This is a genomic window from Candidatus Sulfotelmatobacter sp., assembly GCA_035504415.1.
Taxonomy (GTDB): domain Bacteria; phylum Vulcanimicrobiota; class Vulcanimicrobiia; order Vulcanimicrobiales; family Vulcanimicrobiaceae; genus Vulcanimicrobium.
Genome location: DATJRY010000007.1, coordinates 258,176 through 279,193, shown reverse-complemented (window position 1 = coordinate 279,193; position 21,018 = coordinate 258,176). Strand labels below are relative to the sequence as shown.

The following is a 21,018-nucleotide window of genomic DNA, read 5'->3' as shown; positions in this document are numbered from 1 at the left end:
GGTGATGGTCACCCCCGAAACGGTCCGCGAGGCGCTGACCGAGGTCCTCGACCCCGAACTCAACCTGGGCATCCTCGACCTGGGCCTGGTCTACGACGTCGCTTGCGAGGGCCCGGAGGGCCAAGAGGTCACCGTCGTCATGACGCTGACCTCGCCGATGTGTCCGGTCGGCCCGATGTTCAAGCAGGCGGTGCAGAGCAAAGTCGAAGGCGTCGTCGGCGTGAAGTCGGCCAACGTCGAGATCACGTTCAACCCGCCGTGGGACCCGCGCACGATGGCGTCCGAAGACGTGAAGCTGGCGCTCGGCATCTGGTGACCGTCGGCCCCTGGGCCAAGCAGTGGCACGCCCGCACGGCGGCCCTGACGCGCGTCGAAGCGCAGCTGGCGCGCTCGCCGGACGACGTCGGTCTGCGCCTGGAGCGGGCGCAGTTGCTCGAAGACCTGGGGCTGCGTGAGGACTCCGCGGCCGCCTACGTGCACGTGCTGGTCGCGCATCCGTGGCACTACGAGGCGATGATGCGGCTGGGCGCGCTGTTCGCGACCGGCGGCAAAGCCGACGGCGCGCGGGCGGTGTTCCACGAAGCGACGGTCCATCACCCGGACCGCCCCGCGCCGTACGCCTCGCTGGGCAACGTGCTCCTCGATCTGGGCGACGCGCCCGGGGCCCGGGCGGCCTTCGAGGCAGCGCTCGGCGTCGACCCGGGCCACCTCGAGGCGCACCGCGGGCTGGCGATCATCTTCGAGCGCGCCGGCGACATCGCGGCGGCCGATCGCGCCTGGCGGGCGGGGTTCCCCGACGGCTCGATCGCGATCTCGCCGTTTCGCGGGCCCAACGAGCCGGTGCGAGTGCTGCTGGTGACCTCGGCGATCGGCGGCAACATCCCGCTGCAGCACGTGCTCGACGACCGCGTCTTCCAATGGGCCACGCTGATCGCCGAGTCGTACGTCCCGACCATGACGCTGCCGCCGCACGGCGTCGTGTTCAACGCGATCGGCGACCACGACCGCTGCGCCCGCGCCCTCGAGCACGCCGACCAGCTGCTCGAACGCGTCGACGTCGACGTCATCAACCCGCCGGCCCGCGTGCGCGGCTCCGGCCGTGCCGACAACGCGGACCGGCTCGCCGCGCTGACCGGCGTGGTGGTGCCGCGCGTGGTCGCTTTCGCGCGCGACGCGCTGACCGCGCCCGACGCCGTCCGGACGCTGGCCGCGCACGGCTTCGAGTGGCCGCTGCTGGTGCGCAGCCCGGGTTACCACACCGGCGAGCACTTCGAGCTGATCGCGACGGCGGCCGACCTCGCCGCCGCCGTGCAGGCGTTGCCGGGCGAGGAGCTGCTGGCGATCTCGTACCTGGACACGCGGCGCGCCGACGGCGCCTGGGCCAAGTACCGGGTGATGTTCATCGACGGCGAGCTCTACCCGCTGCACCTGGCGATCTCGCGCGAGTGGAAAGTCCACTACTTCACCGCCGCGATGAGCGAAGAGCAGGCCTTCCGCGACGAGGAGCGCGCCTTCCTCGAGGACATGGCGGGGACGCTGGGCGCTCCCGCGGTGGCGATGCTGCGCGAGATCGGCGAGGCGCTGGGGCTCGAGTACGCCGGCGTCGACTTCGCCTTCGACCCGCAGGGGCGCCTGGCGATCTTCGAGGCCAACGCGACGATGGTGATCTTGCCGCCCAAGGACGATCCGCGCTTCGCCTACCGCAAGGCGCCGGTCCAGCGCGCGCTCGACGCGGTCCGGGCGATGATCATCCGCCGCGCCAACGCCGGTGCGGCTCGCCTGCAGTTCTCCTAAGCCGGCGAGGGTACAGTAGGGGCGTGAAGCTCACCGTACCGTGCCTTGCCTTCGCCGCCGCGGCCGTGTTCGTCGCGGTCGCCGCGACCGACGTCCCCGCGGGCGCCGCCCGCGTCCCGGACCCGCCGACCGCGAACTTCGCGCACCCCATCCCGACCGCGACCCCGTTCTACAACCTGGCCTCGCCGCCGGCCACCGTGGCCCTGGCGACCGCCGTCGAGGACTGCCTGAACGACGCCTTCCTCTCCTATCGCTCGATCGACACGCCGGTCCAGTATCCGGTCACCGTCTGCGGGACGATCACCGCCGCGCCGGCCAGCGGCACGACGCGTCCGGGCAGCTTCGCGCTCGACGTCGACGGCACCGAGCCGATCGCGGTCGACTATGACGGCGCCGGCTCGCCGCCGTTCCAGGCCGGGCAGCTGGTGGTCGTGCGCGGCGTCTATCATCGCGCCGCCGACAGCGGCGAGTGGATCAACCAGACGCGCGCGGGCGCGCCGGGGTTGCCCGGGTACGTCCTGATCGGCACGACGACCTACCAGTAGGCGACGCCCGCGCGGCGCCCGAAAGCCGCGCGAATGTCCACTACCGGCTCGCCCCACGAGCGCGCCATCGCGCGGCTGGACGCGATGCGCGACGCATCGCTCGCGCCGGCCGGCGAGGACGCGAACGCGAAGCAGCACGCGCGCGGCAAGCGCACCGCGCGCGAGCGGGTCGAGGCGCTGGTCGACCCCGGCTCGTTCGTCGAGCTCGATCGTTTCGCCGTGCACCGCACGACCGCGTTCGGGTTGGGCGAGCGCGAGTTTCTCGGCGACGGCGTCGTCACCGGGCACGCGACGATCGACGGCCGGACGGTCTTTCTGTTCTCGCAGGACTTCACGGTGCTGGGCGGCTCGCTGGGCGAAGTGATGGCCGAGAAGATCTGCAAGGTGATGGACCTCGCCGTGCGCACCGGCGCGCCGCTGATCGGCATCAACGACTCGGGCGGCGCGCGCATCCAAGAGGGCGTCGTCAGCCTGGGCGGCTACGCCGAGATCTTCTGGCGCAACGTGCAGGCATCGGGCGTGATCCCGCAGATCAGCCTGATCGCCGGGCCGTGCGCCGGCGGCGCGGTCTACTCGCCCGCCATCACCGATTTCACCGTCATGGTCGAGGGCATCTCGCAGATGTTCATCACCGGGCCCGAGATCATCAAGACCGTCACCGGCGAGGACGTCAGCTTCGAAGAGCTGGGCGGTGCGCTCACGCACGCGACCAAGAGCGGCGTCGCGCAGCTGACCGCGGTCGACGAAGACGAGATGAACGAGCACTGCCGGCGACTGCTCTCGTTCATCCCCGCCAACAACCTCGACGATCCGCCGCTGGTGCCGACGCAGGACGATCCCATGCGGCTCGTTCCCGAGCTCGACCAGCTGATTCCGGACTCGCCGAACAAGCCGTACGACATCCTGGACGCGATCGTGCCGATCCTCGACGACGGCGACTTCTTCGAGATCTTGCCGCTGTGGGCGCAGAACGTCGTGGTCGGCTTCGGCCGCGTCGGCGGACGCAGCGTCGGCGTCGTGGCAAACCAGCCGAAGTTCCTGGCCGGCGTGCTCGACATCGACGCCTCGATCAAGGCCGCGCGGTTCGTGCGTTTCTGCGACGCGTTCAACGTCCCGCTGCTCACCTTCGTCGACGTGCCGGGCTTCTTGCCGGGGACGAGCCAGGAGTGGGGCGGCATCATCAAACACGGCGCCAAGCTGCTCTACGCGTTCGCCGAGGCCACCGTCCCCAAGATCACCGTCATCACCCGCAAGGCGTACGGCGGCGCGTACGACGTCATGGCCTCCAAACACATCCGGGCCGACATCAACCTTGCTTGGCCGAGCGCCGAGATCGCCGTCATGGGCGCGTCGGGCGCGGTGCGCATCCTCAACCGGCGCGAGATCGCCGCCGCCGCCGACCCCGATGCCGAGGCCGCACGCCTGGCGGCCGAGTACACCGACCATTTCGCCAACCCGTTCATCGCCGCGCAGCGCGGCTACGTCGACGACGTCATCGCCGCCCGCGAGACGCGGCGCGCCGTCTCCCGCGCGCTCGACGTACTGGCGAACAAGCGGGTCGACCGCCCCCATCGCAAGCACGGAAACATACCGCTCTAAGCGGGAAAAAATTTTTCGCGGGCCGACCAGGCTCCCGCCGAGGCGGCGGTGAAGGGCCCGCGCACGCAGCTTAGAGCTGTAAGCGGGTGGAGTGTGCGTTACGGGTGGGGTGTGCGTATAGGATATGTCGGGCTCAAACGCGCCCGTCAGACTGTTCAGAGCACGTCTGGTCGCGCCGTCGAGTGGCGGCCCGACGAACTTTTCGATCAGCGTCATCCGGCCGCTGGCGGCAGTTCACGCGCCCGTGCCCGAGGCCGAACCCGAGCCTGGCCCCGGCTTCCTCGTGGCGTACAGCGGCCTCCCCGGCAACCTGCCGAAGGACTACCACAATACGGTCTTCCTGTGGCAGGGAGCGCTTCCCAACACCACCGCGGAGCCGCTCGAGGAGCAGGACGTCCCCACCAACCTCGAGCGCGGCGAGGTCAAGTTCGAGAAGAGCCTGACCGCCGCCGCCTACTGCGTCACCTACCAGGTCGGCGCGGATGCGTCACGCATGTGCGCGCTCGCGCAGATCAACCCCGGCTCCGGCAACGCGCCGGATCCCCCACCTGCGGTCGTCATCGAGATCGACCAGCTCACCGACAAGTCGGTGACGGTCATGTACACGACGCTACCGGGTTACGAACCCCACGCACATCAGAACTGGGTCGGTCTTTGGCCGGGATACGCACTGCCGTACACCGCGCCCAAACCGGCCGCGCGCGCCGACGTGATGTCCGACTACACCCAGGGTCTGGTCACGCTCGACGCCACGTTCGTGCCGGCGTTCACCTACACGATCGCCTATTTCATGGGCCCTGAGCAGTCAACGGCCGCCGCGCTGATCTATTTCCAGCCCGCGCGACCGCCGCTCCGGCCCATTTGATCGGCAACCTAGTCACCACGTCACTTTTATGGAGAATCCACATGGCAGAGTCTAGCGTCGCCCGTCTCCACACACTTGCCGACACGCCGCAGACCAGCGGCATCTCGATCACGCTCCAGGGGGGACTCAACCCCGACGGCTTCATCGCGCAGTACGTGACCTTCGCGTACAATCAGCCCTCGACGTACAGCAACAAGATCTTCGTCTGGCCGGCTGAGGACAACACCGTGCCGTGGTCCAACCCCACCTCGGGCGACGGCGCGATCGCGAGCGATCAGCCGCGCGGCGACCAGCCGGTCGCGACGGCGATCCAGAAGCGCGGTTACATCCTCGGCTACGCGCCGGCGCCCGACCCGAGCGCCGTCTGCGCGACGGTCTTCGTCCCCGCGGCCGGCCAGCACGACCCGGCGACCTGGGAGTACAGCAGCTTGGTGATCACGGTGCCGTACGTCGGCATCGACACCATCTCGGTGAAATACACGGGGCTGTTCAACTACGATCCCGCCGCGAACAAGAACTGGATCGGCGTTTGGCGCCAGAAGCAGGTCCGCTACAGCGGCGACGCGATGGCCACCAAGACGATCACCAACAGCAGCGAGTCGGGCCAGCTCTTCATCGGCGGGCTCGATCTACGCGCCGGCGAGACGTACTCGGTCGGGTATTTCATGCAGCCCACGTCCAAGGCCACCGGCCGCACGTCGTTGGCGGCGCAGGCCAGCTTCACCGTCAGCTAGCCTCGTCCCAAGCCGCCTCGCGGCGGACGAACGTATCGGCACGGCACGGGGCGCGCGCTTGCGCGCGCCCCTGACCTTCTACGGGTGAGAGAGCATGATCACGTTCCAGCGCGTCGGCACGTCCCGGCTGTACGCCGGCGACGCCGTCTCGAGTCGAGGCTGGTGGGGGTTCGTCGTTGCCGCGAACGCCGACCCGCCGACCGATCCGATACCGTTCGCGACGGCGCTGACGAGCACCAAGCTCGCCGGCTCGTTCGCCTACGTGCTGCGCGCGCCCGATCTGCGTGACCCGTTCGTCACCACCTTGATCGCGGCCGTCGACGCGGTGGCCGGGCGGACCGCCAACGGTCGCGCGCTCATCTGGTTCCCGGCGCTGGTACCGAGCCCGGACGGCGCGCTCGCGCTCGGCCTGCAAACCGCCGGCGACCAGACGATCGGGCTGTTCCAATTCGGCATCTCCGGTGGTACGCCGCCGCGCCTGCTGCTGACGGTCCCGCCGGCGGCGACGCTGACGGCTGAAGACAGCTCGCTCGCGCTGCAGCGCACCGGCGTCGTCCGCTTCGACGGGCCGGCCGCTCCCAGCGCCAGCGCACCGTCCGACGCGTCGATCTCCTTCGCCGGTGACGATACCGGAGCGCTCCGCTTCCGCCTCGGCGTCGACCGCGTGTCGCTCTACCAGAAGCTGAACTGGGGCTACCAGTTCCTGACGCCGCGCACGATCGGCACCTCCAACGATCCGCCCTACCTGACCGTGTGGATGCCGCTCGCGTCGGGCGACCTGCCCGACCCCAACGACCGCATCCTGTTCGACGTGCGCATGAACCCGGCCGATCCGAACAACACGAACGCACTCACCGACGACGGCGTCATCCGCAGCGCGTTCCGCTTCGTCGGCACCAACTCCAACGGCGATGCGACGGTGCTCAGCTCCTTCTATCGCACGCCGTTCGGCGACCCGATCTCCCTGACGCCGCTCACCGGCGGCGGCGGCTCGCCCGCGGAGCTGGTGATCAACCCCGGCTACGGGTTCAGCGGCCTGCAGGCCGGCTTCCGCTTCGGGCCCAGCGGCGACTTCGCGATGAACGCGAGCCGTCGCATCGACGATCACGCGACGCTGCTGTGCGGGCTCGCCGGCGGCGAGTCGATCGCGTTCGTCCCCAGCGACGCCAGCAGCGGCGCCGACCGCCTGCGATGCACGCCCAACCAGCCCGCCAACGTGCCGGTCTTTCCGATCCCGCCGGCCTCGCCGCTGGGGCCGCCGTTCGACCCGACGCAGATGCTGCTCGACCCGACGTTCCGCACGTCGTGGGCCAGCGTCATCGCCGGCGCGAGCGCGAACGGCGCACCGCACTATGCCGCGGCACCCAAGGGCGCCGACCCGTTCGGCGCCGACGCGATCGTGGCGCCGAAGACGACCTTGCTGCTGGGCCCCAAGGATCCCGGGGTCGCGCTGTCCGACGCGACGCTGAGCTATCCGCTGGCGCCGTACGCCGGCGTCATCCCCGGCGACGACCACACCAACCTCGGGCCCGGCGCGATCCAGGATCTCGAGCGGCAGGTGCTCTCGGTGACGCGCCGCCAGCGCATTCGCGCCTCGAAGCCGCCGCACTCCGCCTCGGCGCGCGCCAGCCTGAAGCTGGCCGCGCACGCGAACGCGAACGGCGCGAACGACGCGTTCCGCACGACGACGCCGGCCGGCTTGATCGCCACCGTCGACGGCGGCTCGTTCACCAAGCTGCTGCTGGGACAGATCGCGCGGCCCGGCTCCGCGCAGCCCGAACGTCAGATTTGCTTTCTCGGTCTGGAGCGCGAGCTGCAAGCCGCGTTCCAGACCAGCGATCTGTTCCTGGTGGTCGCGAACGCCACGCTGCTGGGCAAGCCCGCCGACGGCGTCGGCTCGCCGCCGCCCGTCCAGCAGCCGGCGACGTTCTGCAACGTCCTCAACGTCGAGACGTGGAAGTTCCGCGCCGGGATCGGCAACAACCCGGCGTACGGCGACTACCGCAACGTCATGATCGTCAAGGGCGTGCGCGGCAAGCTCGTCGACCTCGTCACCAGTCCCGACAAGTGGACGGCCAAGGATCAGTTCGCGGCGCCGACGACCCTGCTCGACGGCGTGCCGACCGAACCGCAGCTCGGCCAGCTCTTGCCGCTCTCGAAGTGGCTGAGCGAGTACTTCGACGCGGCGCTGGCGCACGGCGACGACGATCCGTACTTCGCCAACTTCAACCGCATCATCCGCGAGGAGACCTGGACGGGCATCCTGTTCCTCAAGGTCGACATCACGGACATCCCGCCCGATCTGATCGGCCTGTTGGCGGGGGTCGGCAGCCCCGAGGACTTCAACGCGCACCATCTGGGCTTCGCGATCGCGCAGGTCGATCGCGCCAGCATCGACCTGGTCGACAGCAGCGCGGTGTTCGGGTTGGTCTACTACGTCGACCCCCGCTTCGATCCGGTGACGGAGGCGCCGATTCCGGCCAGCGACCTGGGCGCGACCTACGACTTCACGCTGCTCACGCTGCAGGTGCTGTTCGAGAACACGGCGGTCGTGCGCTTCCACAGCGTCGCGCAGGCCGTTCTCAACCGCATCATGGGCACGGCGGTCGCCGGGATGGACGGTCCGGGCGCGAACCTCGACAACGCGATCTTGCTGCGCGGCGCCTACCAGCGCAACGGCGAGAGCGCGGTCTACAGCCTGGCGTCGACCGGCGAGAACACCTTCGTGCTGGCCAACGACGTGCTGCTGCAGGCGCAAATCGCCAACGCGCAGCTCACGACGCGCGAGACCGGCACGAAGAGCGCCTTCACCACGACCACCGCCGACGTCGAAGACGGCGAGAACGTCGTCGTCGCGGTCGAGAGCGTGGCCGGCCTGGCGAACGGCATGACCGTCGTCATCGGCACCGGCCTCGAACAAGAGGTGACCACGATCTCGGGCGTCAACGCGACGGCGAAGACGTTCGTCGCGGCGAGGCTGCTGGCCGCGCAGCCCGCCAACACGACGGTGTTCGCCAATCCGGCGGTCTCGTGGCTGGCGATGAGCGGCACGCTCTCGTTCGTGCGCATCCCCGACTTCGACGTCTTCTCGTTCGGGTCGGACGACGCGCCGGTCATCGGCGAGGGCCTGGCGTTCTCGAACCTCGGCCTGCGCATCGCGTTCCCGCTGCAGTCGCCCGCGACGCGGCGGTTGACGCTCGAGACGAACGAGATCCGCTTCGATCCGGGCAGCAGCCGCGCGCGCGACAACAGCATCGTGCGCAGCTTTCAGCTGCAGCTCCAAGGCCTCACGCAAGGCGGCGGCGATCTCACGCCGACCAAGGCCGGCTATCTCACCCTCGCCACGCCCGACCACCCGTTCAGCGGCGTCGACGCGGGCAATTGGCACGGCTTGGTCTACACGATCAACCTGGGCACACCCGGTGCGCTGGCCGGCAAGCTCAACTTGACCTCGACGCTCTTGACGGCGTGGGGCGACGAGAGCAGCGCGGATTCCCCGCAGGCCGTGCTCGCGCTCAAGCTGCCCGGCACGGGCGGCGGCGCGGAGCTGTTCTCGCTCCAGACGGTGATCAGCGTGTCGGTCGGCACGCCGCGGCTTTACTACAACAAGGAGAAGGCGTCGTTCTTGCTGCTGCTCAGCGAGCTCGCGCTCAAGTTCCTCTCGTTGCTCAAGATCCCGCCCAACGGGTCCAGCTCGTTCTTCTTGTTCGGCGATCGCACGGTGAAGGACACCAGCGGTCTGGGCTGGCTGGCCGTGTACAACCAAGAGCCGCAGAGCTGATTCGAGCGCGCGAGGAGAGACGTCCATGGCTTTCGGATTCCTGTCGTCGGTCTGGAGCTCGCTGACCGGGACCACGGAGCAGTATTCGTCCGCCGAGATCCTGGCTGGCAGCGACGCGTTCCACACCTACCTGACCGGCGGCACGAACCCGCGCATCCGCATGTGGGTCGAGGAGACGTCGAACCTGGGCAACCAGTCCTCGACGATCAACCTGCTGTATCGGCTGGCGCGCCCGCGCCGCGACGACAAGCTCACCTACGGCTACGGCGGCATCATCGACGTCTACTACGAGCAAGACGAGACGCTCGCCAAGATCTATCAGTTGCTGCCCGAGCTCGGCGGCCAGCCGAACGGGACCGTCGACGCCGCGACCGTCAACCTGATCAAGTGGACGACGAGGCCGACGACGCTGGTCGCTCTGGGCTTCACCGGCGCCGCCGACGATTCCAAGGACGCGCAGGGCGGCCTGGCGGCGATGCTCAACGTCGGGACGTTCCTGCGCCTGCAGCCGTACCTGTGGAAGACGCAGCTCGAGCAGATCGTCCGGCAAGACCTCGCCAAGAACATCTCGCTCAACGACCAGCCCGCGCTCGGCGGCCTGGCCTTCGGGCGCCGGCTCTTCAACGTCGATCCCTCGCTCTACGCGGCGCCGGACTTCAGCCGGTACGCGGGCGTGGTGCCGCAGATCGTGCAGTACCTGACCAGCGACGACTTCCTGGCCGCGCACGCGCTGCAGGCGATCTACAGCTTCAAGGACTCGCTGATCTACTTCAACCAGAACGGGATCTTCGCGACCGCGCTGTGCTGCGGCGCCGGCCTGCGCTGGCAAGGTCTGCCCGGAAAGCTCTACAAGAACGCGCAGCCGCTGGTCATCGTCAACTTCGACCTGATCGACAGCGCCGACAGCGTCGCCGCCGTCAAGACGATCGTCGAGGGCGGCCTCACCCCGGGGGAGACGGCCCTCGGCGCTTCGCTGGCGCGCAACACGACTTTATCCGCGAACGTAGCGCGGCGCAGGGCGTACTTCACGGCCCTCGGAGCGGACCGCTTCACGACGCTCTTCAAGCCCACGACGGTGCAGGCCGTCCGGGACGCGGTCGCCACGATCACCGGCCACAAGGATCGCGTGCTGTTCATTCAGCTCGGCCACGCGCCACAGCCGTTGTTCAACCACGCGCTGTTCAAATCGACGATCATCCCCGTCTTCGAAGGGCAGAACACGACCAACGCCGCGATCAACATGGGTCGCGCCTACATGCAGATCCCTCGCGAGAACGCGACCGTGCAGCAGCGCGCCGCGCTCTATCCCTCCGTCGTGCGGCAAGGCATCAACGCCGCCGAGCAATCGCAGCTGATGGTCACCGCCGCCGGCCAGTACAACTCGGCGCCCTCGGTCTGGCCCGCGAAGGACGCCGACGCCCCCTGCACCGTGCTCGCCGTGTGGAACCAAGAGTACGTCGACGAGGGCCGCGACCCGCTGGCGGGGATTCACGGCTACTTCCGCCGGCTCAAGGAACAGTACGCGCAGGCGCATCAGGACAAGTTCAACGTCGCGTTGGCGTTCATGAACGCCAAGGTGCTGACCGCGGTCGAACGTCCGCCGGCGCTGCGCGCGCGCGCGTCGCTCGCGGCGGCGGTCGCCGACGAGGGCGGTGGGCAGGAAGCGCTCAACGCCCTGTACGCCAAGCTCGAGCCCGCGGTCGTGAAAGGGCAGCCGCTCGACCTGATCCCGGGGATCCTCACCACCGGCGTCATCGCCGACTACGTGGTCGCGCTGCTCAAGACGTTCTCGCCGACGCTGACGCTGACCGTCGACACCTTTACCCACGAGGGCGAGCCCGACGCGATCACCCGCATCGAGCTGACCGGCGTCACCTCGGCGTTCGAGAAGATCGGCGTGAAGAACACCGTGTCGGTCGTCTTCACCGCGCCCGACGACACGATGACGGCCGACCTCACCTTCACCACGCTCGGGGCGTGGATCATGCCCGGCGTTGAGTGGATCGCGCTGCGCGACCCGTTCATCGCGCTGCGCCTGCCGGACAAGAGCTTCCCCGTCACCGCGATCATGGGCGGCTACTACCCGGCCCTGGAGAAGGGCGACAAGCCCGTCACCGCTCGCTTCGCCATTCCGGTCGCCTCGTCGCTGCCGATCTGGCCGGCGACGGTCGAGTTCAGCCAAAACTATCCCAGCATCGCGCTGGCCTTCCAGATGATGACCAGCGTCAACCTGGTCTCGCTGCTGCCGCCGCCGCTCAACGTGATCGTCGATTTCGGCGTCGTCCGCATCGAGACGCAGTACGACTACGACGCCCAGAAGCTGGCCTCGGTCATCATCCTGGCCAAGAGCAACACGCAGAATCTCCCGCTGGTCGGAACGATCACGCTGAGCGACTTGCAGATGACCGCCATGCTGATCGACCCGCAAGGGGATCGTTCGATCGCGGTCTCGGCGTCGGGTTCGTTCAAGATCGGCAGCGGCACCGTCCAGGTCTCCGTCGAGTACCCCAACTGGCAGTTCAACGGGCAGCTCGAGGGCACGGTCACCATCGCCGAGATGCTGACGGCGTTCTTGCCGTTCGTGACCTTGCCGATCCCGGGCGATCCGAAGATCATCGACTTCCGGTTCAGCTACGCGAAGGCGACCGACAGCATGTCGGTCACGATGAAGTTCGCGATGGAAGGCGGCTGGAGCTTCAGCTTCCCCGGCAAAGCGAACCTGTTCACGGTCAACGAAGTCGGCTTCGACATCTCGCGCAACCGCGGCGTCAACCAGGGCTCGATCACCGGCGCGATCGAGCTGTTCGGCGGCGCGGCGGCCGTCGGGCTGCTGCTCAGCGCGTCGTACGAGGGCGAAACCAAGCTCTGGACGTTCCGCGCGCAGCAGACCAGCGGCGTGTTCGACATCGAGCAAATCGTCAAGTACTACCTGGGCGAGAACTTCCCGGTGCCCTCGGGACTGCCCAAAGTCAAGGACCTGGTCGTCTCGTTCACCAGCGACTCGGGCACGTACGAGATCTCGGCCGCCACCGCGGAGCGCTGGCAGCCGATCAGCGGCATCGACGTCTACGCCCAGAACGTGAAGCTCAAGCTCGGCTACGGCGTACCGCCGGCCGTCACCCAAGACCAGCCCGTCGCCGCCGCGCGCGGCACGCTGATGCTGCCCGGACCGGCGCCGCGCGCGGCCGGAACGGCGCTGGCCACCGATCCGCCGCCGCCCAAGAAAGGGTACTACGGCGAGTTCAGCGGCGACTTCCACTTGTGGAACATCGCCGATCTCTCCGTCGCCTTGGTCTTCGATCCCGGGAAGTACGAGCTCAAGGTCGTGTGGGGCGTGCTGACGGCGGTCGTCACCGGCGGCGACGGCCAAGACACGATCGCGACCTTCACCATCGGAGAGCGCACGATCGGCTCGCTGGTCGAGGAGTTCGTCAGCTGGGTGACCGGCGCGCCGTACGCGCTGGCCGCGCCGTTCAACGTGCTCAACGAGATCCCGCTGAGCAACTTCGAAGTCACCTACAACTTCACCAAGAAGAAGGTCGGCTTCAACGTCAACCTGGGCCCGATCGACCTGGGTTTGTTCACCATCAACAAGATCGGTCTGGTCTACAATCCGGACGCGGCCGGCACCAAAGAAGACCCGAAGACGAAAGTCACCGTCGACGCGGCCTTCAAGTGGCAGTCCTCGTCCGAAGCGCTCTCGTGGGACCCGAGCAAACCCGAAACGACGCCCTCGCCCTCGGGCGGCGGCAACAAGTACTTCGACCTGCGACTGCTTGCGCTCGGACAGCACGTTACCGTCGCCGGGCTCACCGAACAGCGCCGCGTGCAAGGCGTGATCGCGCTGTTGCGCGATCTCAAGGAGCCCGAACCGCCGGAGATCCCCGTCGGCGGAACCGGTCAGCCCGTCTTCGCGCCGAACAGCTCGTGGTTCGTCGGCATGGACTTCGGCATCTTGCGGGTCGCGAAGGACGATCCCGACGGCGAGTCGCCCCCGGCGACGCCCGACGACTACTTCATCCAGCTCTCGATCGTCTTCAACGATCCGCTGCTCTACGCGCTGCGCATCGTCCTGACCGGCCCACTGGCGAAGGTCTTCAACGGGCTGGACTTCCAGATCTTGTACCGCCAGATCTCGGAGACGGTCGGGGTCTACTCGGCGGAGCTCGCGCTGCCCGAGCTGATGCGGCGCTTCCAAGCCGGTGCGTTCACCATCACGCTGCCGACGTTCGGCATCGACGTGTACACCAACGGCGACTTCCAAGTCGACATCGGCTTCCCGTGGAATCAAAACTTCGCGCGCTCGTTCACGATCGAGGCGATCGTCCCACCGGGCATCCCGGTGGTCGGCTCCGCCGGCTTCTACTTCGGCAAGCTCAGCAGCGCGACGACCAACCTCGTGCCGCGCAGCAGCAAGGGCTGGTTCAACCCGGTCCTGGTGTTCGGCTTCGGCGCCCAAATCGGACTTGGCAAATCGATCGAGGCCGGTATCCTGCGGGCGGGGTTCTCGGCGACCGTGTTCGGCATCATCGAAGGCGTGCTCGCGCGCTGGCTGCCGTACGACGGCGGCGCGCCCAACGAACGCAAGGACGACCTGCAGAACGGCTACTACTTCGCCCTGACCGGCATCGTGGGCGCGATCGGCAAGCTGTACGGCGAGGTCGACTTCGCCATCGTCAAGGCGCGCGTCGACGTCGACATCCGCGTCATGATCCAGATTCGGCTCGCGAGCTACGAGCCGATCCCGATCACGCTGCAAGCCTCGGTCTCGATCAGCGTGACCATCTCGATCGATCTGGGCCTGTTTTCGATCGACATCAGCTTCTCGTTCTCGGCCACCATCAAGGCGACGTTCACGCTCGACAACCCGCAAAAGAATCCGCCGTGGGGCACCGACGCGCTGCTCGCGCCGGCCGCGAACGCGATGCCGCGGCGGTTGCGCGCGCTGGCCGGCGGCGCGGCGGCGGTGTACGACCCCGTCTGGACGCGCCTGCAGCCCGGCACCGTGCTCGATCTCAACGGATACGTCGCGCCGGTGCTGACCGTCGCCGGCGACGAGGCCACGCGGCCGGACCAACAGGACATCTGCTACGTCGCCAGCTTCTTCCTCACCACGCCGCCGCCGGTCCAGCGCTCGACGCAAGCGCGCCGGCTGACGGGGGCCGCGAGCGGCGCGCCGTCGCTGCCGCGGACGCCGGGCGAGATCGCCCACGCGGCGCTGCGCCGCGCGGAGCCGCGGCGCAACGCGCGTCTGTTCGGCGCGAACGCGCTCGGCGACGGCGCGCAGGCGTCGTTCGAAGACTTCGCGGTGCGCGTGCTGCAATGGGTGCTCGCCGCCGGTCAGCCCGCGGACAAGACGGTCGGGCAGGTCGACGACCTGGTCCTCACCGCCGCCCAGCTCGACGCGATCCTCGCCTACCTGAGCGATCCGACGCAACCCAACCCGATCCCGGTCGACGCGATCGAAGCGTTCCTGACCGCGCAGGTCAGCGTCAACCTCGACGCCCCCAGCGCGCAGGACTCCGGGCACGGCGTCTACTTCCCCGCGCCGCCGTCGACCCGGCTGACCGTCCCCGACTACGGTCAATGGAAGGGCGTCGACTACGTCTTCGGCTCGTACAACACGACCGGCGCGGCGTTCCGCGAGAACTTGGCCGCGTACTTCGCCGCGCTGCGCGTCAAGGTGCAGCCGCCCTCGGTCGACGATCCGCTCGCGCCCGAGCTGCTCGCCGCCGGCGCTCCGGTCGGCCAAGCGAACCTGTCGGTCGCGACGTACGTCTTCGCCGATTACTACACCGGCATCGCGCGGCAGGGCGTGCAAGCCCTGCTCACCAGCCTGCGCAACTTCAAGCGGCTCATCGACCCGGCCGAAACGGTCACGACCATCGTCGAGCGCGTCAACCAAGCCGGCCAGCTGACCGGCGAGGACGCCTTCACCGCCGCGTACCTGTTCGAGGGCAACCCCGACCATCGCTTGACCGCCGACACCAAGCTCACCATCGCCGGGATGGGGTATCGCACGCCCGGCGGGACCAGCTTCAACGACGTCGCGAAGCTCTCGATGTTCGGCAACGCGTTCGACGGCGCGGCGCTGGCGCGGGCCAACGCCGACGACGCACACATCCTGCAGCCCGGCACGAACGTCGTCGCCGGCAACGCCTCGCACCGCATCCAAGGCGGCGACTCGCTCACCACCATCGCCAAGGCGCTCGAGATCTCGCTGGCGCAGCTCCTCTCGACCTCGAACGTGCTGACCGACGGCGCCGTGCTGGCGCCGCTCGCCGTGCTGCTGATCCCGAGCTTCGTGCACGCGGTCACGGACGGCCAGACGCTGGCGGCGATCGCCGGAACCTACGGCGTCACCGAAGCGACGCTGGCGGCCGCGAACGGCGGCATCGCCGGGCTCTTCGACGCCCATGACGACCCGAACCTCAACATCACGCACCTGCCGCAGTACCGCGTCGGCGACTTGCTCGACGAGATGCACCGCACGCTCGCGCTCCAGAACCTGGGCGGGATGATGTCGCGGTTCTACCTCAACGGGCTGCGCATTCCGACCGCCGACGTGACGGCCGATCAGCCGGGGCTGTTCGTCACCCAGACCTCGCCCGGCCACTACGCGATCCCCGACGTGATGGGGCTGTTCGCGCTGACCGGCCAGGCCTTCGCGCTGCCGACCACGATCACGCTGCCGAGCAAGCCGGAAGATCCCGCCTTCAACTTCACGCTGACGCGCGGCGCGAACGAGACCTGGCTGACGTTCGGCACGGCGAGGGCGCCGTCGCTGACCTGGAAGCTCGACCACCCGCGCGACTACGACCGCTACGTCGCCGTGCGCGACTACGCGCGCGCGAACGTGCTCGACCTGCAAACCCACGAGCTCGGGCCGGTGACGGTCTCGGCGGTCGAACCCAGTCGCTTCCCGCTCGCGCAAGAGATCGTCTGGCAGACGCCGGCCGTCGTCGTCCTGCCGCGCCAACCGGTCGCGCTCGCGGCGCAGCGCCCGCGCTTGTGGACGCTGCCGCCCACCCTGGTCGACCTGCCGCACGAGGCGCTCGATGCGCCGCGCCCGCGGCTCACCCCGCTGCTCTCGCGCTACGATCAAGCCTCGGGTACCACGGTCACGACGCCGGTGCAGAACTACGGCACCGGGACGCTGATCGCGTTCAAGGTCAAGAAGGTCCCGTTGGTCGCGAGCAGTCCGACCACCGAACACACCTACGAGATCATCGGCGCGGCGACCGACGACATCGTGCTGCTCGAGCGGCTGCTCGACCAGCTGCGCTCGAGCGACGGTTCCTTCCAACAGATGCTGCTGCTCTATCCGCCCAGCGCGGCGGGTTCGGTGCAGACCGGCTGGCAGTCGGGCGATCCGGCGGTGACGCTGGTCGGCATCACGCAAGTCAACCTGTCGACCGAGACGCGTCCGCCGACCAGCCTGGCCGCGGCACGTGCCGACGCGCGCATTACCGGCGCGCTCGGCAACGTGATCAACGGTCCGACCGCGTTCCTGCGCCTGCTGTGGGAAGCCAGCATCACCCGTCAAGGCGGCTTCTTCCTCGCCTATCATGACAGCCGGCACGATACCGGCCTACCGGATTCGATCTTCAACGACCGCGGCGAGGCGAACGTGGCCGTGCTCGCGCTGTACAACGCGGTCGGCGCGGCCGGTCAGCCGTTCACGAACTACGTCAACGTCGTCGCCACCGACGAAGGCTTCACGCTGGGCGACGCCGCGTTCGTCCTCGAAACCGTCCGCGATCCGTACCGGCCGCCGGCGACGACGACGGGCGACACGCTGGCCGGCATGGCGGCGCGCGCGTACCTCGATCCGGCGACGCTGATCGAGTCCAACCCGGACGTCACCTTCCGCAACGGCACGACCGTCGTCGTCGAAGGCGGACTCTACCAAGTGCGTCCGGCGGCGACGCCCAGCGTGCAAGATCCCGGCGGCGACGTCGCGCTGATCGCGCAGCATTTTGGCACCACCGTCGACGAGCTCAAGCGCGCCAATCCGTACCGCACCGACTGGCCGGTGGCGCCGAACGTGCTGCCGCCGTTCGTCGCCTTGGCGCTGCCGCGCATCCCCCGCTCGATCGCGACCGACGGCGTGCGCTTCTCCGACCTCGCGGCGTACTACGGGATCTCCGTCGCCGCGCTGGCGGCGACGCACGCCAACGCCGAGCTGGCGGGGCTGCTGGCCGCGGGGCAAACGCTGCCGGTCACGCTCGGTCCGGTCGAGCGATCGGCGAGCGTGCCGCCCGGCGTCGCGGGCGTCCAACTCGTACGCACCGCACCCGGAACGATCACGCCCACCGACGGCGCGACCTACCTGCGTCACATGTTCAGCCTGCTGGGCTATCAGGTCGCGGGCCTGCCCGAGTTCGCCAACCCCGACTTCCATCCGAGCACGATGGGCTTACCGGCCGGTCCGGTCGATCCCGATGCCGCGCCCGGCACGGACAAGATCCAAGCCCCGCGTCTGGTCGCCGAGCTCACCGATTGGACGTACCGCCTCACGCTGCCGTTCCCGCAGCTGTGGGCGCATCCGTACGACCCGGCCGACCCGAGCCCGTACCGCGGCGTGGGCGGCATGCTGCAAGTCGGACTCGACTGGCGCGACATCTTCGGCAACCTCGCACTCACCGATCTGGGCAACCCGCGCGCGGCGCACCTGAACTATCCGCCGCAGATCACCGGCTACACCGACGACATCGTCGGGCTCACGCAATGGCCGGCGATGACGGCCGCATACCGCTTGCGCCCCGACGACCAGCAGAATCCGCTGCTCGACCTCGTGCTCGACTTCGACCCGTCCGCGTACCTGAAGGACACGACGGTCTCCGACGACGCGCCGCGCCGCCGGCGTATCCGCCAAGCGATCCAGATCTACGACACGGTCTTGCAGCAGCTGCGCGACCAGAACGGCGTTGCACTCGAGCTGACGACGACCGTCACCCCCGACGCGGGCTCCGTCCTCAGCCCGGCGGCGGCCGACGCGCTGGTCGGGTGGATCGAATCGATCCGCACCTGGCTGAACAGCCTGCTCGGCAGCGCCCCGACGACGCTCCAGCAAGTCTACACGATCACGGTCCCGCTCGCGCTCGACCACGTCAACGCGGGGCAGATCTTCGCGGTGCGCGCCGAGTTCACGATCCGGCGCAAGGCGGCGCTGGTCGCCGGCGCGCTGCGCTCGGCGGCCGCGGTGGGCGCGCGGTCGGTGACGGTCGCGCCGTACACCGGACCGCTCAGCACGATGGACGCCGGCACCGCGCAGACCAAGGCGTGGCTGCAGGCCGCGCGCGGCACCTTCGACCAGGGCACGCAGTCGCTGCGCGACCTGGGCCTGTTCGCGGCCGCGTTCACCGCGGCGCTGACCAAGCTCGGCGCACGCAGCTTCCGCATCGCGACCGGCGGCGACCGCACGCAGACCGCGACCGGCTCCGCCGCGACGATCTGGGCCGTCCAGCTCGGCACGGACGCGAGCACAGCGATCTCCTACCGCATCGACGACGCGAGCGATCCCATCGTCTACGCGCCGCAGCCGCTCTCGAACAAGCTCGCCTCCGGTCAGGCGGTCGCGATCTACGAGTACAAGACCGGCAAGGGGATCGACTTCACGACCCCCTCGCGCCTGGCGTCGTTCGACGGCGTCGACTTGGACATGTGGATGCAGCAGTCGCTGGCATACATCGACGGCTTGCTCTCACCGCAGTACATCACCCCGATGCTGGTCATCCAAGCGCGTACCGGCAGCGACCTGCGCACGGCGCTCTTGGCGGCGAAGCGCGCGCTGGCCGAAGCGCTGCGCCTCAAGATGATCGCCGTCTACCGCGGGCAAGCGACGACGGACGAACAGCTCGCGGCCATCCGCGAAGTTTTCCTGCAGCGGATGCTCGACACACTGGGCAGCTTCTACACCACCAAGGCCGGCTTGCAGTTCGAGGCCTCGGTCGAAGCGTCGATCGCTCCCGATGCGCTCGACGAACAGCCTCCGCGGCTGTTCGGACAGGTCGCGATGCTGGCGCCGACCGGCGCGCCGAACGCCGGCCTGGACAAGAACGTCTCGATCACCTCGCCGAAGCTCGACCTCGCGTTCGCCGACACCGGCACCGCGACGGCGCGGAAGCGGCTCCTGAGCACGCTCTTCTCGAGCACGACCGTGGAGAGCAAGAACGTCACGGTGAACCTCGAGTACCAGGGCCGGTTCATCGAGCATCAGATCGGAACGCTGGCCGGCATCACGGGCTATCAGCCCTCGTCCTGGCTGACGTTCGTCGATGATCAAGGCGTCGGCGGCAGCTGGCCGCTCACGCAGCCGCTCGGCCAATTCGCCGTGCCGATCGTGCTGCGCCAGTTCCCGGCCACGCCGACCCTGATCGTCCAGGCGGCGCTTCCGCCGACCGCGACGCTGCCGCCCGACGGCGGCCTGTGCAATCCCCTGCGCGACGTCAAGACCTGGACGTACGGCTTCACCTATTCGCAAGCCGTGCACCAGCAGCAAGACACGGTCTACGGCACGATTCTCTTCAACGTGAAGGTGAACGGCCTGACCGCGCTGTTCGCGCCGCCGCGCACGCTGTTCGAAGACCTGGCGGAGTTCGTCAACGTCTATCCCAACGTGCTCGTCGATCTCAACAGCCGGCTCGCGACGCTGACCTTCGCCACCGACGACGCCACGCAGATCGCCGACGCGAGCGTCGCGGTGAGCTCGGCGACCGCGCTCATCGCGCGGCTGGCCGAGACCGCCGCCGCCGCGCCGCTGGTGCGCGGTGCGCTCCGCGGGCCGGCCATGCCGTCGATCCCGCCCTTCGAGTTCGTGATCACCGAAGGGGAAGTCAGCGACACCAATCCGGCGCTGATGGTCACCATCACCGCGACGACATGGCCCGCGGCGGGCGTCGGCGCACCCTTCGTCGACATCGAACCGGACAAGTACGAGCGCCAGCCGGCGCCGTCGGCCGGGCCGCCGCCGCCCGACAACGTCTTCCGCTACGTCTACAAGATCCGCGGGACCAGCGACTATCTGTCGGCCGGCGACGGCGCGCGCATCAGCGAACGGCTGTTCCGTCTGCCCAACCTCGACGTGCTGCAGCGGCAGGACGCGGAGACGTCACTCTACCTCACCCGCAACGAAGAGCTGGTCGACGGCCACCCCTCGGCGGACCCGTTCGTCTACACGACGCCGACGGTGCGCTTCCCCGACCCGCTTCTGCCCACGCTTACCAACGAGCTCGCGATCGACGTCTCCACGATCTTGGGGACGACCACCTGCGACCCGGTCAACCGCACGCTCACCGAGCACCTGACCGCGTTGTACGCGGCGCTGTTCGTCAACGCCGGCGTTCCCGACAGCACGATCCAGTTCGTCGCCCAGTACGAGCACAGCCTCAACGCGGCGATGCTGCCCGTCAGCGTCCCCGTGTGCATGATGCCGCCGGTGCAAGTCGCCGTCGCCGACGGGGGGGCCGGAAAGCCGCTCGCCGACGTCGTCGCACAGCAGGCCGCGGCGATGCAGGCGTGGTTCGACGCGCACCAGCCGTCGGTGACCCGCGCCTCCTATCGCTTCGACCTGACCCTCATGTCGGATCTGACCCAACAGCCGATGCCGATCCTGAACCTGACGGGCTTGTACCTGCCGGTGTCGACCATCACGTCCGGCCCGCGGAAGGAGGCCGCGATGGTACGATAGCCCGGGAG

At 68.9% G+C, this 21,018-nt stretch carries 8 protein-coding genes; all 8 read left to right on the top strand.

What is annotated here, in order from left to right:
* Positions 1–4: 4 nt before the first annotated feature.
* Positions 5–316 carry a metal-sulfur cluster assembly factor gene (locus VMD91_04460; GenBank protein HTW83310.1) on the top strand — a complete coding sequence of 104 codons (312 nt, stop codon included), beginning with the start codon at positions 5–7 and terminating at the stop codon, positions 314–316.
* On the top strand, positions 313–1,794 hold the full coding sequence (locus VMD91_04455) for a tetratricopeptide repeat protein (GenBank protein HTW83309.1): 1,482 nt from the start codon (positions 313–315) through the stop codon (positions 1,792–1,794). Before VMD91_04460 ends, VMD91_04455 begins: the two co-directional genes overlap by 4 nt.
* 23 nt (positions 1,795–1,817) lie before the next feature.
* Positions 1,818–2,339 carry a hypothetical protein gene (locus VMD91_04450; protein ID HTW83308.1) on the top strand — a complete coding sequence of 174 codons (522 nt, stop codon included), beginning with the start codon at positions 1,818–1,820 and terminating at the stop codon, positions 2,337–2,339.
* A gap of 33 nt (positions 2,340–2,372) precedes the next feature.
* Positions 2,373–3,938 carry an acyl-CoA carboxylase subunit beta gene (locus VMD91_04445; GenBank protein ID HTW83307.1) on the top strand — a complete coding sequence of 522 codons (1,566 nt, stop codon included), beginning with the start codon at positions 2,373–2,375 and terminating at the stop codon, positions 3,936–3,938.
* A gap of 244 nt (positions 3,939–4,182) precedes the next feature.
* Positions 4,183–4,803, top strand: coding sequence for a hypothetical protein (locus VMD91_04440; GenBank protein HTW83306.1), 621 nt, complete (start codon positions 4,183–4,185; stop codon positions 4,801–4,803).
* Between the two features lie 41 nt (positions 4,804–4,844).
* Positions 4,845–5,537, top strand: coding sequence for a hypothetical protein (locus VMD91_04435; GenBank protein ID HTW83305.1), 693 nt, complete (start codon positions 4,845–4,847; stop codon positions 5,535–5,537).
* Positions 5,538–5,631: 94 nt separating this feature from the next.
* A complete protein-coding gene (locus VMD91_04430; protein HTW83304.1) occupies positions 5,632–9,318 on the top strand; it encodes a hypothetical protein in 3,687 nt (1,228 codons plus the stop codon).
* A gap of 25 nt (positions 9,319–9,343) precedes the next feature.
* Positions 9,344–21,010 (top strand): LysM domain-containing protein, encoded by an 11,667-nt coding sequence (locus tag VMD91_04425; GenBank protein HTW83303.1) that lies wholly within the window; start codon positions 9,344–9,346, stop codon positions 21,008–21,010.
* Positions 21,011–21,018: the final 8 nt, after the last annotated feature.

Excerpts from the sequence above, each read along its gene's own strand:
- VMD91_04460 (HTW83310.1), top strand. The coding sequence starts at position 5 with ATGGTCACCCCCGAAACGGTCCGCGAGGCGCTGACCGAGGTCCTCGAC.
- VMD91_04445 (HTW83307.1), top strand. The coding sequence starts at position 2,373 with ATGTCCACTACCGGCTCGCCCCACGAGCGCGCCATCGCGCGGCTGGAC.
- VMD91_04435 (HTW83305.1), top strand. The coding sequence starts at position 4,845 with ATGGCAGAGTCTAGCGTCGCCCGTCTCCACACACTTGCCGACACGCCG.
- VMD91_04430 (HTW83304.1), top strand. The coding sequence starts at position 5,632 with ATGATCACGTTCCAGCGCGTCGGCACGTCCCGGCTGTACGCCGGCGAC.
- VMD91_04425 (HTW83303.1), top strand. The coding sequence starts at position 9,344 with ATGGCTTTCGGATTCCTGTCGTCGGTCTGGAGCTCGCTGACCGGGACC.